The sequence below is a fragment of the Lysobacter sp. GQ73 genome (assembly GCF_059758755.1).
Map to the genome: position 1 here is coordinate 203,893 of NZ_JCAXEE010000005.1, position 15,674 is coordinate 219,566.

At 60.5% G+C, this 15,674-nt stretch carries 17 protein-coding genes; 6 read left to right on the forward strand and 11 right to left on the reverse strand.

All coding sequences use genetic code 11. From position 1 onward, the window contains the following. Positions 1-303: 303 nt before the first annotated feature. A complete protein-coding gene (locus tag AC6CH2_RS16090) occupies positions 304-2,022 on the forward strand; it encodes a M91 family zinc metallopeptidase (protein WP_498270083.1) in 1,719 nt (572 codons plus the stop codon). A 206-nt stretch (positions 2,023-2,228) separates the two neighbouring features. Beyond that, positions 2,229-2,798: a hypothetical protein gene (locus AC6CH2_RS16095; protein ID WP_498270084.1), complete on the forward strand. Its 570-nt coding sequence runs from the start codon at positions 2,229-2,231 to the stop codon at positions 2,796-2,798. A gap of 79 nt (positions 2,799-2,877) precedes the next feature. On the opposite strand, the gene AC6CH2_RS16100 is transcribed toward AC6CH2_RS16095, so the two are convergent. The 4 genes from AC6CH2_RS16100 to AC6CH2_RS16115 all read right to left on the reverse strand — a co-directional run bounded on the left by AC6CH2_RS16100 (position 2,878) and on the right by AC6CH2_RS16115 (position 6,750). Continuing rightward, a complete protein-coding gene (locus AC6CH2_RS16100) occupies positions 2,878-3,525 on the reverse strand; it encodes a hypothetical protein (protein ID WP_498270085.1) in 648 nt (215 codons plus the stop codon). A gap of 128 nt (positions 3,526-3,653) precedes the next feature. Next, a complete protein-coding gene (locus AC6CH2_RS16105; RefSeq protein WP_498270086.1) occupies positions 3,654-5,459 on the reverse strand; it encodes an XVIPCD domain-containing protein in 1,806 nt (601 codons plus the stop codon). Between the two features lie 3 nt (positions 5,460-5,462). Next, the gene (locus tag AC6CH2_RS16110; protein ID WP_498270087.1) at positions 5,463-5,975 is read right to left on the reverse strand and encodes a hypothetical protein; all 513 of its coding nucleotides are present in this window, start codon (positions 5,973-5,975) and stop codon (positions 5,463-5,465) included. Between the two features lie 148 nt (positions 5,976-6,123). After that, complete coding sequence (locus AC6CH2_RS16115) at positions 6,124-6,750, reverse strand: hypothetical protein (protein ID WP_498270088.1); 627 nt, start codon at positions 6,748-6,750, stop codon at positions 6,124-6,126. A gap of 518 nt (positions 6,751-7,268) precedes the next feature. Here AC6CH2_RS16115 and AC6CH2_RS16120 point away from each other — a divergent pair. Beyond that, positions 7,269-8,165, forward strand: a complete 897-nt coding sequence (locus AC6CH2_RS16120) for a nuclease-related domain-containing protein (RefSeq protein ID WP_498270089.1) — start codon at positions 7,269-7,271, stop codon at positions 8,163-8,165. Positions 8,166-8,252: 87 nt separating this feature from the next. On the opposite strand, the gene AC6CH2_RS16125 is transcribed toward AC6CH2_RS16120, so the two are convergent. Beyond that, complete coding sequence (locus tag AC6CH2_RS16125; protein ID WP_498270090.1) at positions 8,253-9,416, reverse strand: XVIPCD domain-containing protein; 1,164 nt, start codon at positions 9,414-9,416, stop codon at positions 8,253-8,255. A gap of 64 nt (positions 9,417-9,480) precedes the next feature. On the opposite strand from AC6CH2_RS16125, the gene AC6CH2_RS16130 reads away from it, so the two are divergent. Then, on the forward strand, positions 9,481-10,017 hold the full coding sequence (locus AC6CH2_RS16130) for a hypothetical protein (RefSeq protein ID WP_498270091.1): 537 nt from the start codon (positions 9,481-9,483) through the stop codon (positions 10,015-10,017). Between the two features lie 297 nt (positions 10,018-10,314). On the opposite strand, the gene AC6CH2_RS16135 is transcribed toward AC6CH2_RS16130, so the two are convergent. Further along, positions 10,315-10,698: a hypothetical protein gene (locus AC6CH2_RS16135; RefSeq protein WP_498270092.1), complete on the reverse strand. Its 384-nt coding sequence runs from the start codon at positions 10,696-10,698 to the stop codon at positions 10,315-10,317. A gap of 428 nt (positions 10,699-11,126) precedes the next feature. Between AC6CH2_RS16135 and AC6CH2_RS16140 the strand changes: the two genes are divergently transcribed. Together AC6CH2_RS16140 and AC6CH2_RS16145 are read left to right on the forward strand one after the other, a co-directional pair. Then, positions 11,127-11,486, forward strand: a complete 360-nt coding sequence (locus AC6CH2_RS16140; protein ID WP_057971619.1) for a helix-turn-helix domain-containing protein — start codon at positions 11,127-11,129, stop codon at positions 11,484-11,486. Positions 11,487-11,530: 44 nt separating this feature from the next. Next, a complete protein-coding gene (locus AC6CH2_RS16145) occupies positions 11,531-12,472 on the forward strand; it encodes an HNH endonuclease (protein WP_498270093.1) in 942 nt (313 codons plus the stop codon). Positions 12,473-12,483: 11 nt separating this feature from the next. On the opposite strand, the gene AC6CH2_RS16150 is transcribed toward AC6CH2_RS16145, so the two are convergent. The 5 genes from AC6CH2_RS16150 to AC6CH2_RS16170 all read right to left on the reverse strand — a co-directional run bounded on the left by AC6CH2_RS16150 (position 12,484) and on the right by AC6CH2_RS16170 (position 15,666). Next, positions 12,484-12,780 (reverse strand): hypothetical protein, encoded by a 297-nt coding sequence (locus AC6CH2_RS16150; RefSeq protein WP_498270094.1) that lies wholly within the window; start codon positions 12,778-12,780, stop codon positions 12,484-12,486. 102 nt (positions 12,781-12,882) lie between these two features. Beyond that, on the reverse strand, positions 12,883-13,128 hold the full coding sequence (locus AC6CH2_RS16155) for a helix-turn-helix domain-containing protein (protein WP_498270095.1): 246 nt from the start codon (positions 13,126-13,128) through the stop codon (positions 12,883-12,885). Between the two features lie 152 nt (positions 13,129-13,280). After that, a complete protein-coding gene (acpS, locus tag AC6CH2_RS16160; RefSeq protein ID WP_498270096.1) occupies positions 13,281-13,703 on the reverse strand; it encodes a holo-ACP synthase in 423 nt (140 codons plus the stop codon). 15 nt (positions 13,704-13,718) lie between these two features. Continuing rightward, entirely contained in the window at positions 13,719-14,612 is an 894-nt protein-coding gene (locus AC6CH2_RS16165) for a nucleoside triphosphate pyrophosphohydrolase family protein (RefSeq protein WP_498270097.1), read from the reverse strand. A gap of 34 nt (positions 14,613-14,646) precedes the next feature. Beyond that, positions 14,647-15,666, reverse strand: a complete 1,020-nt coding sequence (locus AC6CH2_RS16170) for a nucleotide kinase domain-containing protein (RefSeq protein WP_498270098.1) — start codon at positions 15,664-15,666, stop codon at positions 14,647-14,649. Between the last annotated feature and the right edge of the window lie 8 nt (positions 15,667-15,674).

The following is a 15,674-nucleotide window of genomic DNA, read 5'->3' on the forward strand; positions in this document are numbered from 1 at the left end:
GGGCGACGACCGGCCGATGCCCTGAACAAGCTCGGTGCCCCGACTTGCCATGCAACCGGCGTGGCCGGATCGCCGGGCCCACCGCGTTTCTTGTGACTGCGCTCCCACTTCCAGGCCCTCCGCCCGATTGGGACACGGCCCCGCCTGTCCAGGCAGTGCCGTTGGTCGCGCCGGCCGGCCGCCCCGAGTTCCTTCGGGCCGGCAGTCCACCTATAGTCGTCGAACTGAGGTCGCCCGGCAGGAATACGGCTGCGCCGGGCGGCTTACCCATCCGTCAGCCTTACAACGCCAAGGAGAATCTCTATGGCAGGCCCCGCTCCCACCGTCATCAACGGCGGCACCGTCCCGCCCGGCAGTCCGCCGCCCGACCTGTCGCGCAGCACGCCCGACGGCAAGGGCATCGTCTCGCAGGAACTGTTCCGCCAGGGCGACATCGTCATCAGCCGCGAGCAAGTGACCGGCGGCGACCAGTTCAGCGATCTGCTCGTCATCAACGGCGGCGCCGGCGACGACAACGTGCAGGTCAGCCAGCGCGCCAACGGCGTGCTCGACGTGCAGATCAACGGCCAGCCGTACGAGATCACCCTCGCCGCCCAGCAGCAGCTCGGCGTGCGCGGCGGCGACGGCAACGACATCATCCACGCCGGCCCCAACGTGCGCGTCAACATGGACGTGCAGGGCGGCAACGGCAACGACACCATCACCACCGGCCGCGGGCGCGATCGCGTCGACGGCGGCGACGGCAACGACACCATCAGCACCGGCCTGGGCCGCGACGACGTGTTCGGCAACACCGGCAACGACACGATCGACGCCGGCGGCGGCAACGACGTGGTCTACGGCGGCGACGGCGAAGACATTCTGCGCGGCGGCCAGGGCCGCGACTACCTCGAAGGCGGGCGCGGCAACGACACCCTCGAAGGCGGCCAGGGCAACGATATTCTGTCCGGCGGCCAGGACGCCGACATCCTGCGCGGCGGCAAGGGCAACGACCGCGTCTACACCGGCGCCGGCGCCGACACCGTCGACAACCGCGGCGGCCGCGACACCGTGTATGGCCAGGGCAGCGAGGACACCATCACCGCCGCCCGCGGCGCGCGCAACAACCAGATCGAAGTGGACATGACCGCCAACGTCGGCGCCAGCGTCAGCATCGCCGCTGGCTCGTCGGATGCGTTCCGCCAGCGCGTCGAAGCCGACCTCGACATGTTTCGCTCCTCGCCGAACGGCCGCGAAATGCTCGGCGAACTCGACCGCATCGCCGACCCCACCACCGGCACCGGCCACAAGGTCAGCATCACCGAACTCGCCAACGAGATGAACGGCTATGCCGGCCCCGGGCTGACCGCCGACGCCTTCCTGCGCACCGACGCCACCACCGGCGTCACCACCGCCGGCCCGGGCATGGACTCGGTGATCAGCTACAACCCCTCGTTCCACAGCGAATTCTTCGAAAGCCCGACCGTGGTGCTGCAGCACGAGGGCTCGCACGCCTACAACATCACCAGCGGCACCCTGCAGCAGGGCGTGTACAGCGGCACCGGCCCGGACTCGGGCAACGTGCGCAACTTCGAGCGCCAGGCGGTGGGCCTGGACAACAGCGGCGTCGCCTTCGACTTCGACCGCAACCCGGCCACCCCGGACACCAAGACCAACCCGCGCAACCTGACCGAAAACGGCATGCGCGACGAGATGGGCCTGCCGCGCCGTCCGGACTACAGCGTCGACGCCAAGACCGCGTTCTCCGCCCCGGGCAACCCCAGCGCGACCGGCGCCGGCCCCAACGGCGGGCACAACCACAGCCACGCCCACCTGGACGCGCTGTTGCAGGCGATGGAATCCGGCGACCGCAGCGCCGCCCGCGATGCCACCCGCGCCCTCGCCGAGCAGGCGCCTGGCCAGTCCATGCGCCACGAAGCCATCCATGCCGTCGACCGCCAGGAACAACAAGCCCAGGCGCAGGCCCAGGCGCAGCAGCAACAAGCCGAACCGGCCCAGAGCGCCGGCGGCATGCGCCGATGAGCGACCGCCGCACGCAGGCACCCGGCCTGCGCGGCGCGACCCCACCCACCTGCGAACCACCGATCCATGCCGAGGCCCGCCCGATGACAGCGAACCACACGACCGCCGCCCGCCCGCGATACGCGCTCAAGGCCTCCGCCGTGTTCGCCGCCTCGCTGGCCGCCGCCTGCGCGCATGGCCTACCGCATCCTGCAGAAGAATCCCGAATGAACGCCCAGCCCGACACCACCACCGCCACCGCCGACACCCGCCTGCGCGTGCAGGACGGCCAGGAAGCGAGCCTGCATACCGAGTTCCACTACAGCGCCGACGCCAACACCGTGCTGGTGCGCTACCGCCTGCGCAACGGCAGCGCCGACCGCGCCCTGGCCGTGTTCGACCGCGGCGTGTACGGCGACCGCGCCGGCGCCGCCTTCAACCCCGGCCCGGTCGGCGCACCGCGCGTCGAACAACAGGCCGACGGCACCGTGCTGCTGCACGGCCCCGGCCCCGCCCCGGCCACCGCTGCGATGGACCCGCTGGGCGCCGCCCCGCTCGCCGTGGAACTCAAGCCCGGCGGCGAACTGGCCGACCAGTTCGTCCACCGCTTCACCGACGGCACGCCCAAGCGCCTGCGCTGGTGCGTCGCGGTGGCCGCGTTCGACGAAAAGCAGTTCCGCAACCCGGTCAAGACCAACCACGGCCCCATCTGGACCGCCACCGGCGACACCAGCGCCGGCCGCCAGCTGCTGTGCACCCCGTGGTACGACGTGGGGACGGCGCGGTTTGTTGAGTGATTCGATCGAACGCTCAGGCATAGAAAACGGGCCGCCATAAGCGGCCCGTTTTTTGTTCGCTCCGACGCGCTGTACTTTGCTAAGCGAGACCAATCGAGCCCTGGCCCGAATCGTCCTGTACCGCATCAGTTCCCACCTTTGGGTCGAGCCTCGGGCGGTACGCGGCGCGCCGGCAGATATGTTCCGACACCACCGGCCACGTTACGTCCGCCGACTCCAGCACTACCGCGTCCTCGGCATCGGGCCTCAGCACAATCTCGGCAGCGATGCCCTGCGCGTGCAACAACGTTTGCGCAGCGGCCAGTGCACGACGCGTTCCCGTCAGCCAACCCCCACGCGCTGATGAAAGCAGATACCTGGCATCCACCAGCGAGCATGCCAGACGTTGATGTAGGCGAATCGTCTCGCGCCTGTCGTCTTGGTCGCCGGTCGGGATCAACAAGTAAAACCGGCCAGCCGCCACTTCAAGATCATGGGCGTCATCGACCACATCCTCCCAACGGTGCGCGCTGCCTACCACGGTGACGCCGCCGGTATCGACGTGCACCAGATACGCATTGACACCGAGCAGCATGGCCTCGAGCTTGCCGTGCAACACGTAATCCTCAGTGTTGGCCACGATGGCCCAAAAGTCGCCGCGCTCGGAGAGCTCACAGCTCATGATGGCCAGCGGCGTGCCTTTACCAGCTGCCAGGACCAGTTGCCGGGCCTGTCCTTCGGTCACCATGGATCGCGTTGCCTCTAAGGTTGATCTGGCCTGGCTGCGTCGAAGTACCCGGCGCCCGCTTCACTCGACGATGTGTATGCAACGCGGGCATTCACTTACACGTCCAAACCTGGCCCCGATATTGCAGATTAACGCCCGAAGCCCCGAGACGGCTCTTCCTGTATCTGCTGCGCCTGCGAAGCGGGTGCCTGTTGGGCAGCGCGTTCGTTGATCGCCTCGACCTTTTGGAACGACACGGCTTCCGGAGTCTGCGCCGCCGCCTCGGTCTTCATATGCGCGCGCACGTGAGCAGGATCGTCCAATCGCCCTTGCACGATGAAGACGTTCTCCCCGGCCGCCACCTGGTCGGTCTTCTGACTAAAGACCACGTGGTCGACGCGGGTGAGGCCGCTGTCCTTCGCCAGCGATAACAGGCTGGCGCTCAACCGCTCGCTGACCTGATCCCAGCTGCGACCGTTCACGCGATCCTGTTCCTTCACTTGCGCGGCGATCTGCGAGTACAGCGTGTGGTCGGGGTGACCGGGCTGGGCTGGCGTCGGTCGGGTTTCCGTTCTGGCCAATGGCTCGTCGGCTAGGATCGCCGGGTCGATCGGCACGTGCTCGTTCAAGCTCGGGCCGGTCCTGGTATGGTCGAAATGTCGCAGCAAAGGAGGCGACTGACTGGTGTCGTGATAAGGCTGCCGCTCTTGAGGGCGGGGATCTATCTCAAGTCCAAGCCGCTCGATTAGACGTTCGTCCAACCGAAGTTGCGCCATGTTGATATGCATTTCCGGCCCAACTCCATCCACTTCGTGGGCATGCTTACGATCGATCGTGATCACCCGCTCGATCGCGTTGCGTCCGTAATAGTTTGCGTAATCCGCCTCCTTATGTGTCCCGAGGCTCGCCGTCCTTCCCTCGGGCAAGCCGGGAGAGCCCAACGGCGGTTTGTCCACGTAGTGCCTGCCCATGGCCTCGATATTCGCCGGGGTCGGGGCGAGGCTCAGGTCTTCGTTGAACTGGATTCCGGCTCTCGGGACGACGCGCTCGTCGGGCCCGGTGACGCGTTCGAGGAAATCCTCCATCTGCCAGGTCTTGAGCGAGGCCATATCTTCGATGGTCACGTTTCCATCGAGATGCTGGACGCGGCTATGGACCGCATTCCAGCCTGCTATTTCCGCCAGAGCCTCGTCCTTGCGCCCTGCCTGCATGATGCTGGCGATGGGAGCGGTGTAGTCGTTCACAGGATTCTTGTCACGGGCGATCTGGCGGACCGACCGATCGAACGACGCATAAGCGTCTAGTTTGTCCTGGTGGTTGAAGCCATGTTGCGTTTCGTGAGCGAGCGTAAACGTCAGGCCCTCCGGGTTGAAGCCCGCAAGATTTCCCGGCCCCTTCGCCTGCAATCGTCCAGCAGGCAAGTTCATGGTCTTGGAGTGCCCGTCGTACGTACCACCCGCCCCGAAGGCCGGATCCAAGATCGCGAAGTTTTCGAGGTGGGCGCGAGGTTCGACACTAACCGCCGATCTCAGTTGCTCCGCGAGCTTTGGAGAGTCGTTGATGGTCTGCTGCAGATTATCGATCATCTCCTGCGATACCGCCTTTTGGCTCCCGGCAGCGTCGCGATAAGGTGTTTGAGCAAACCGTATGCTCATATCCTGCAGCTTCAGGTTAGCCACCAGATCGTCCCGACGACCAGCCTCTGTCAAAAGCGAGGCCGGGATGCCAACGACACCTGTTTCAATGCCGTATTTCCCGATCGAATGATCGGGCACGTTCGGCAGTACAGCAAACGCGGCGAGCCGCCCCTGTTCCGCGGCTTCGTTGAGGTTCCTCAGCAGTTTCCGGTCGGCACGAATGGCCCGGGTCAATTCGTCGACTTGAGCGGGGTCGACGTTGGGATAGTCCCGCAGTCGGCCGACAGCGCTCGCCAATTGCTCGTTGAGTGCGGCCATACGTCAGTCCGCCCGATGCACCGACACGTAGCTCAGGCAGCTTCTACCCTCTACCGCGGTAGGCCACTCGCCGACCAGGACGTCTACCTGTCCCTTGCGATAACTGTATGCCTCGACTTGGCCGATCTCCCCGCGTTCCGGGCCGCCGTAGTAGCCTGCGGCCTCGAGTCCGGCGATGAACTCACCGAGTGGAAGCCCACACACCGGTGCAGGATCGCGACCGGCCTCCTTGTTCAAGAAGTCGAAGCGCAGGACTTTTCGCTTAGCGCCGAGCGTAGGGTCGCGATAAGCGACGCCGTACGACCAGCCCGATTCGGGCAACTCGATCCGAAACGAGTAGAAGTTTCGCGATGGCGTCAGTACCACCGGAACCCCAAGGTCCCGGGTCAAGCTTTCCGCGGAAAGCTCATCGACTGAGTTGAGCGTCGCCAGCAACTTGATGACGCGCATGGATAGCTCTTCGGGCGTTACCTCCGGATGCTCGGAGGGCTTATAGGCTCGATAAGTAGACGTCATGTCGGAAGGCTCCTTGGCAGATGAATTCTCTATCGCGCCAACCGACGTGGCATGGGCGCAAGCAGCTAACAGGGTGCTACCGGTACTCAGTAGCAGCAACGAGACCACTGAGGAATTGATTAGGATCTTCATATGCTTCCGCTCGACCTCAATCCGCTTTAGTAATCATCAACTGCGATACGCATAAGCGATACGTTCCAGTCTCGTTGTTAGTAACGCTTGCGCCCGGCACCACCCGAACCCTAAGTGGCGAACGCTTGAAGTAGTAGGCCAAGGCCTGCCCTAACTCGTCCACGTCGATCCATAGGGAGAAGCCATCCTTCTTGAATTTCTTTGCTAAGTCGTCGACCGTCATAGCGCATAAGGGTGCTCTAGGCGCGCTGTCCTCAGGGTACGAGTACTCCAGCTCGATCATCTTGGCTTCGCGTTCGTCGCGATAGGTCACGCCGTAGTACCAAGGCGAGTCAGGCATCTGAATCGTAAACGCGTAGACCTTTCCCTTGGGTGCGTACTTCAGGGGCAGACCCGTTCTGAGGACCACCTGTTCGGTCGTCAGCTCATCCATGGAACCCAGCCCGTCAAGTAGCCGCAACATTCGGCGGCCGACTTCCTCAGGGGTCAGGTCCGGGTGCTCGGAGAGTGCGCTAATGCGATAGGTATCGGTGGGCGTCGTGTCGGGCAGCCCCTTGGCAGGAGCTGAGCCTGACAAGGGAGTTGGCGGCGCAGAAGCGAAACAGGGCGAGGCGAGGAAGGCTGCGGACAGTGCACCTGGCACGAGCCATGCCCACCGTGGTGGTCGCGTCATGCGCAAGTTTCGCGGCCCGTCCATGTCGCCTATGCCTGTAACTTCGGAATCAGGCCGAGGGTACGCCAGCCCTGCCCGTGGAAACAATGCGTATTTCGATGAACCGCATCGTTCACGCGTTTTGTCTACAAGCAATCGTGAACTAGGCACACTTGTGCGGCCGCAGTATGCGCGACGCCATTCGCCAGGCGGCAGCGCTATCGCAACTCCAGGTTGCGCCAAGGCTCCTAAACGTATCAAACGCATGAGCGCCATGGCCGCTGCATCTCTGCCGGCCCTCGACACACCGAATGGAGTGCCCCGAGTATTTAGGCCTCCGCCGGCCTCAGACCCGGGCGAGGCCGAAGGGCAAGGCGGTCCATGCGCGTGCTAGGGCTTCGGGCGCCGCCGAGCGGCTCACCTGCTCAATCTGAGCGCCCTGTCTCTTGTCATCCGTCGTTCCATATAAGAGCCTGCGCTGGTAGATACGACACAGATAGGGACATCTGATGGACTCGATCCTTCTCGTTCTTGCCGTAGCCGCCTCCATCTTCATTCCTACGCTAATCGCGATAGGAGCACTCTGGGGCTACAAGCTGTGGCGCGACCGCCAGGGCCGCCGATCCCCGCTTGCGGATCGGCGTATCCACGGGGCCGGGGAACAGTTACGAAAGCGGATCGAAGACCACACCGACTCGATGCTGGGCGGCTTGATCGCCCTGTTCTTTCTGGGCCCCTACTTTCTCGCGGCATGGGCGCTGCCAAAAGTCGATTGGAGCAGCGCTAAGTTCGGCACGAGCGAAGTCCTGCTTCTGACCGCCTTCCTGGTCATGGCAGCGTTCTCCCTGCGTCGCGTCGTCGTCAGCGGCAATGCACGTCGGCGCGGGATGGACGGCTTGAAAGCCGAGATGTTCGTCGCGCAGGAGTTGAATCGGTTGATCGGGATGGGCTTGACGGTCTTGCATGACGTCCCATGCGAATCCTTCAATCTCGACCACGTTGTGATCGGCCGCCAGGCCGTTTTCGTGATCGAAACCAAATCGGTGCGCAAGCCGCCCAAGACCGGCAGCAAAGATCACTTCAAAGTGGCCTACGACGGCGAGCGCCTGCGCTTTCCCGACCATGTCAACGCAAAGGCCATCGCGCAGGCACGGCAGCAAGCCGGCTGGCTAGCCGCCTATCTGCGCCAGATGAATATTGCGGTCTCGGTGAAAGCCGCGGTCGCGCTGCCGGGTTGGTGGATCGATAGCCCGCGGCTGCCAGACGATGGCGTCCGGGTGTTTAACCCTGCGGGCCGAGGCGCCCATTTCATGGCGGATGCACGCCCAGGCGCGGCACCACTTAGTCCTACTCAGGCTGGGGTTATCACCCAGGCACTGATCATGCGCTACCCGGTCGAGGCCTAGACTTCCTGGGGCCCGAAGCTTGATCCGACCAATCGCCGCTCTTCTTGCACCATCACAACTACGATCGACGGGACACTTTCAACCGGGCTATCGCCCGCGCACCACATCCTCCGGTGCCTGCGTCTGCGCCAAGGTTGTGGCCTGTGTAGCCATGCGCTCGTTCAGTGCCTCTGCCCTGGCAAATGAAGCACTTTCCGGCGTTCGCGTGGCCTCTTCGGTCTTCATGTGAGCGCGGAGGTGAGCGGGGTCGTCCAGCCGCCCCTGCACCACGAAGACGTTTTCGCCGGCAGCCACTTGGCTGGTTCGCATGCTGAAAACCACGTGGTCGACCTGGGTCAGTCCGGCTTCCTTGGATAGAGCCAGTAAGCTCGCAGTGAGGCGTTCGCTCGACTGGTCCCATTGGCGGCCGTGCTGTCGGTCTTGCTCACGCACATGACCGGCTATTTGGGAATAGAGACCGTGATCCGGATGCCCCTTGCTTGAGGGCTCCATCGGAGCCGACTGGGGTAGATCACCGCCCCGCCCTCTTGCATCTACCTCTCCCTGGTTCGGCGTGTGCCTGATCAGAGCTTGGTAATCGCGCAGGTAGGCGTCGCGCTGTGTCAGCACGCCATCGGCGTTCTGATCGAGCAGCGGTTCGCCGCGCGTGTAGGGGAAGTTGGGGATCGGCGCGGCAAGCTGGGCGACGGCTTGATCGTCGGTCAATCGCCCTTTGCTCCACTCCAGGTGGACGGCGGCCGTTCCCAGGCCACCTCCCTGCCCATAGCCCAGTTGGCTCCATCGGGGTTGGAATTCCCCATGCCCCTTCAGATCATTGAAGATCGGAAACGCGTTGAAGACCGCACCAGCCTCGAGCCGGGCGCGATACTGGACGTACTCTTCGGCAGAACCCCCGCGGAACGGCATGGCGCCGGGATTGAACTTATCGTGGCCAATTTCATGAGCCAGCGTCGTGAACATCGCCAACTCGGCTTCGATGCTCTGTTTGGCGGCGGGGCCGCACAGCGTATCGAGCGCATCTTTGTCCACCACGATTCGCGGCGGCTCGGTCGCGTGGTAATAGGGCAGCCCGACGCGGTCTTTAGGTTCAACGAACCCGCCCTTCTCGAAGAACCGAGCGAAATCTTCGGCGGCATGAGGAGAATGAAGAATCCATCCCTGCATCCTCGCCGGCAAGCCCTGGAATCCGGCATGCGCCCTCAGATACTCTGCATCGCGCGTATCGATAATGTTGTCGCTTCTGTCGTCCATATCACCACCTGCCAGGCTTCCATGCCGTGGATGCTAATCTGATCGCCCCGTCAAGGAGAAGACGATGAAGATGTCCGGGTGCCGTCGAGTAATGTGCTTCTTGCCATTGCTATTGGTTGCTTGCGCTACCGCGCGCGGCGGATCGGAGCCGCCTCAAACTCGCGCCGGCGACCGCATCGAGGATTTCTTTACCCTGCCCTTGTCCGAGGGCCCCAGTGGATTCGATCGGCTTGCACGGGCACTGGAGCAGCAGTTCCCGATGTCCGCCCATACTTCGGCCATTGAGCGTACGGCGCAGCAAGCGCCCGTAACGCTACGGGATGGATATATCGTGCAGCGCTATCTCCGACTGGAGGATGGACGCCACCTGATGGCCGAGTTCACCAAGACGCCCTGCATGCCGGTGCAACTTGCGGTATCGCTGACGCGGCCCGATCCGGCTCAGCTCGACTATTACCGGCGCACCGGGGTCTATCTCGCAACCGGCAACGGCATGTCGGTGACCTTCTCCGTGGACACGGTCAGCACCCAGTGCGTGACGTCGGTCGAGATTGCCGAGACGCCGACCCTGCGCGCCGACGGTCAGCCGCCCCGAAACTGAGACCCATCGTCGGCGGCGACGATGCCCTCGCCTGCGCATTGCGTGCAGGGCTCGAAGGCGGCCCAGCGGCTGGAGCTGTCGGAATACTCCACGCAGATCTCCCCACGGCCGCGGCACGGCTGGCACCAGCGCAAACCATGCAGGACGGTGCCGTCTCTCTGGCGGGCCGCCGAGAGAAATAGCCGCTTGCGGATCTCTCGTTTATGCTTAATCCGATTCGGTCATGTCGCTTCCCTGGTTTGTATCCAGCCATAGTCAATCCGTTTATTCAGCGCCCGCCGGAATGCTTTCTCGCGACTACGTCTTCTCAACCTTGCCCCATGCGCCATTCTCGAAGCGCCAGAGAGAATCCAACTGCCCACAATTCGTGTACAGCTTGAATTCGCCGGTAGGCATACCGTCGATGAAGGCACCCTCCCACTCGGCGCAGTCCTTCGGCTGCTTGTCACCGAAGAAAGTTTCGTAGGCATCACCCGTATAGGGCTTTCCGTCCTTCGTCGAAGCGCGAGACGGCAGAATGTTGTGGGCATCTGTTTGAATGGTGAGGTCGCTGGCGTGCAATGACCGCTTGTTTGCCTCGGTAGAGCAACCGGCGAAAGCCAGCGCCGCCACGATGATGAGAGACATCAGGACGCAGCAATTCGCCATGAAACCTACGATGGCCGCACTCTTAGATGTCATCTTTGATGTCCTTATCTCAGCGATGCCCGCAATCTTAGCGGTGCGACTTAGACGGTGGGAATATGTGCCGCTTGATCTGCGCCAAGGCCCTACGCTGCTGCCTTTCTGATAGCAGCCCAAAGGCGAGCACCATTTGCGCGAGCAAGTCCGAGTCTGCAAACAGGTAGGCGATTGGCACTCGCAGTTCGTCTGCGATGCGCTGTAGAACTGCTAGCTCGGGCTCGTCGCCCGGCCTCAAGTACCGAACAAATCGGGCGTTTGCGAGACGGGCATTCAGGGCAGCATCCATGCGTCCACTCCTCAGTAGGCTGGCAACTAGGGCCGGCTGACATGTCCAGATCGGACACATCACAACTTTCCAATATGGAATCAAGGAAGTCAACCGTTTTGGAAAGGAAAGTCCTTGCCGATTTGGTCAGACTCCGGCCATGGATACTTTCGGTTCTAGGTTGCGTGGCCTACGCGAAGCTCGCGGCTGGTCCCAGGAGAAGCTGGGCTTCGAACTCGAGGTCACGGGGGCCACTGTCTCCAAGTGGGAGACCGGGCGGGCCGAGCCCAATCTGGGGCACCTTGAGCTGTTCTTACAGGTGTTCGCCCAGGACAACGTGACGCTGGATTGGCTGATCACCGGTAAGAAGTCTGGCTCGGCAAAGACCGATAAGGCCCGCAAAGCCAGTGAGCCGTCCCCTCGGGCGGCAGACAGTCAGGACGAGCAGGCATTGCTAGCCCGCTACCGTCGGCTGCCCGCCAAGAAGCAAAAGATGTTGCTCGGCCTGTTAGAAGACTAAGCACCTCTCCGCCCCGCATCGGACGCAATCATGGCGAAGCCCCAGTGATCGACCTTCCTTTTGAAGTTGGCGCGCTCTACCACCGTGGCAACGAAATACACGGATTACTCGGCGGCCAGGGGCAAGGCGGGATCTCTACGCCGAAAGACAAGCCCTTCATCATCGCCTTCACTGGCGAGGCGGGTAAGTCGCACGGCTATGAGGACTTCTGGGATGACGAACGTGTCTTCCATTACTTTGGCGAAGGCCAAAACGGGCACATGCGGTACGCACGCGGCAACCGGGCTATAGAGAACCATGTAACAGACGGCAAGAGGCTGCTGCTATTTCAGATGATGGGGCCCAGCAAGCCTTATCGTTACCTCGGCGAGTTCGTCAAACAATCGTCCTACCTGAGGCCCAATACGCCGGACACTAGCGGCTCTTTGCGGACCGCGATCGTCTTTCGCCTAATCCCAGTAGAAGACGGCGCCTTCTTTGCTGGCAACAAGGTCGCAGAACCCCAGGCCCCGTATCAGACGCTCGACAGCACCGTCTCTTCGCGATTAGTCGAAGTTCGCAACAAACAGTCCTTGTTCCGCAGGCGCCTGCTCGGCGTCGAGAAGCAGTGTCGGCTGACGGGCATTCAAGATCTGCGCTTTCTTCGAGCCAGCCACATCAAGCCGTGGGCCGCTTGCACAAATGGAGACGAGCGCACCGATGCCCACAACGGCATGTTGCTAACACCCCAAGCCGATCTGTTGTTTGATCGCGGCTGGATCACCTTCGAAGGCAAAGGCAGCCTCATCGTCACCGGCGACCTGCCGGCTGACGTGATAGAGCGGCTTGGCCTGGACCTGCGCCAAGGACGGAACTGCGGCTTGTTCAGCCAGAAGCAGGCGACCTACCTGGATTACCACCGCACGCAAGTGTTTGAGCGGCGCTACAAGAAGAGCCTTGATCCGATCGACGATCTTATGGGTGACCTAGTCGGCTCAGTAACTTAAGGCCAGGCGGCTCAATCGCCGCCATCACCTCCGCCGCCACAGCCACAGATCGATGGGGCATCGTCCAAGTAGGCACCGTCGCTCGGGTACTCATGAGGATCGTGTTGCGAAAGCGCCAAGCCGGCTTCGCGTGCATCGGTCTTCGCCAGTTGCACACACACCACGGCCCCGATCAGCGGCACCAACCAGATCAGGGCGAGTTGCCATCGTCGCTGAGCGGGGGAGAATCCGCCGTAGCGTAATACCCGTCTCGTTGCTGCCAGGTTGAGCATCACCAGGACACCCAGCACCACTGCTTGCCATCCCATAGCGTCACCTCGATCCGACAGTTCCGATGTACGCACTCTCGGTGCCGGCCGGGCGGCCGTCTATAGCCCGAACGTATTGCCTTGCCCGCTCGACCGCTGGGGTCAGGCCCTGCTGCGGGTGGCGACCGACTCGGTCAGGCGGGCCTTGAGGTCGGCCACGGCCTTGCGCTGCTCGGGTTTGGACAACAGGCCCAAGGTCAGGATGGCCTCGGCCAGCACCTCGGTGTCGGCGTAGAGGAAGGCGAGCGGGACGCCCAGCGACTGCGCGATGCGGCGCGCGGTGGCCAGATCAGCGTCGTGGACGGCCTTTTCGTAGCGGTTGATGCGCGCAGTTGACGGCCTCTGCATATCAAAACTCCTTTGCTATTGCGCGAGAAGGTCAGCACCGAGGTCGCGAATAACAAAGAGAATTACCAAGATAGAGCGATCCGTCAATTACGATAATCGTAATTACGATTATCGTAACTTTCTACTTTCGAGCTACCACCACACAGACCGAGCTACCGCCCAGGTGAACTCGAAAGCGCCAAAGCACCTGCAACTGCAATACCCGCAGAATGACTAATACTCACCGCCCACAAATCAATCCCCAATGCCGCCTGATACTCAGACAGCCGCCGATAAACTCTGACTACCGGCGATCCAAGCCCCCCACTTATAATCTCGACGTCAGTGAATGCAACGCCATCTCCAAGGCCAATAGCGACACTTTTCATGACTGCCTCTTTAGCGGCAAATCTTCCGGCCAAACGCTCAATCCTGTTTACACTGTCGCTTACATCGGCCAGCTCCGCCATCGTGAAATACCGAGAGATATGCTTGGCAGCTAGCCCATCGATGAGCTTGGAAAACTCGCCAACATCGACTATATCGATCCCAAAACCGATTACAGCTCGACCCCGAAGCTCCACATTAATCTCCACCCTATTATTCAGCGATCAAGCATCAGGCTTCGCTGGACCAAGGTAGCTAATTTGCCTGGCATCTAAGTCAACGAAAATTCTTCCGCCGTTATTGTCGCGAACCTTCCGCCATACAGCAAAGCCAGCAAGAATGGCCTGCTGCCAGTCCCCTAGCGAACACGCCTTCACCTCAAGAATTGAAGTTATATCTCTTATTTTCCTAAGGAGCAAAAAATCCAGATCGTGAATATTATCCAACCAGTTATGCTTACTAGCATAATCGAAGGCAAGGGCAGCAACTGCCTCATCTAGAACCTGAGCCCGCCCGCCATCCTGATTCTCATCTACTTTTGGATCATCCTTTCTTTTGCGCTTCATTAATTTCCGAATAACCGGCGACCAGCCAAGTACGGCCACATACGCAAGATGAAAGACATCATGAAAACGGTAGCCGTCTGGATCATCAGCATTATCTGTGAGGTCGTCGCCAGTTTTTATTCCATCAATAGTCAGTCGGATTTTTTTCTTCCCATCTACGACCACCTCGACGAGTTCAGCTTCGAACTGGCGCGGGAAGCGCTGCGCCTCTTTAAATCCAGCATCGAAACTAGCTAGAGGAGCTTCTTCTCGAAGCCAACGATCTTGAGTCTTCTCCAAGTTTTGCTGCGCTATATCCGAAAGCTTAAGATTAAACTTGGTCGCTACATTAGCTACATACCAAAGTAAATCTCCCAACTCCTCGGCTAGGCGAATCTCAAAGAATCTATGTGAACTACCATCCCGTAGAAATTTCTTATATTCACTAAGAAGCTCGCCGGCTTCGCCCGCCAGACCCAATAGCGGAACTATGACCTCTCTTCCAGCGCCACCCTCAAGACCAGGAACGCGATCAGTCCTCTGTGCTTCGCCTTGATAAAAATCCAAATCCATTTCGAATCCTCCAGACGGTCATCTAGATTGAGCTCTACACAATTAGCGACTCCGCAATTTTCTCATTGACCCCCCACTTTGGCGGATACCATGGAGAAATTAAGGGGCCTAAAGGCGAAAATTTCTGCTTAATCTTCGTCCTCCCTGAGACCCCGGCAACTGAGGGATGACGAACTCGCGCATACTTATCAACTTCGCAAAATATATTCTGGCAATCAATTAACTGTAAGCGGCGCCCCCAAAGCGAGCAAAAATCTAACCCCAATCGTTCAAATTCCAGCTCCTGGTTATCCACCATCAATCTAATCAGCTCCGCCTCATTAAGATTCGCGCGATCGCTGAAACATTTTTTTATTCCGTCTCTAGCGCCCGGCCCCGGAACTACAAACTCCATCTCAGAAAAATCTGTGATCTCGCTATAATTAATGTCGGTTACAAACTGATATGCCAGAAAGTCGCCAATCGTGGGATAACTTAATAAGAGACTGAAGGCGTCCTGCATGCGTCGCGCCACGGCGATTTTTCTTGGAAGTCCTTCAGACATCATCATTTCAATCAGCTTCAGATGATTTTGATGTTTAGCCGAGTGCCCGAATGCAGTACCACCAGGAGGCATAATATACGCGGCAGAGTATATTCGTCCTCCAGCCTTCATCGCGCGAGAAAAAACTTGATCGTACCTTTCGAAAGAGTACTCCTTCCAAGTAACCTCGCCAAACGTATGTTCAAGAAGCTCCCACGTCTCAATCTTATTAAATAGCTTAAATACCATTATTCGAAAAAAAACTTCTTCCACGCTATTCGGCAGGTCATCTCTATAAATGACGTGCCGAATAAGATACTGACTTACTCTGTCTGAAGCTCTGTACGCATTGGTGAACTTGTGTACAGATATCACTGGATCTTGCGACCATGGACCAGGCTCTCCCCGAACTCGCTTGAAATAGACCTGCTGTCTCTCCGCGGCAAAGCTCCAGTAGCTATCGTAGACCTCTGTAACTTGGATAGGTGCCAGGTGGCTTCTAGCAGGCAATCTTTTATTTTCGTGCTTCAAGCGAAATG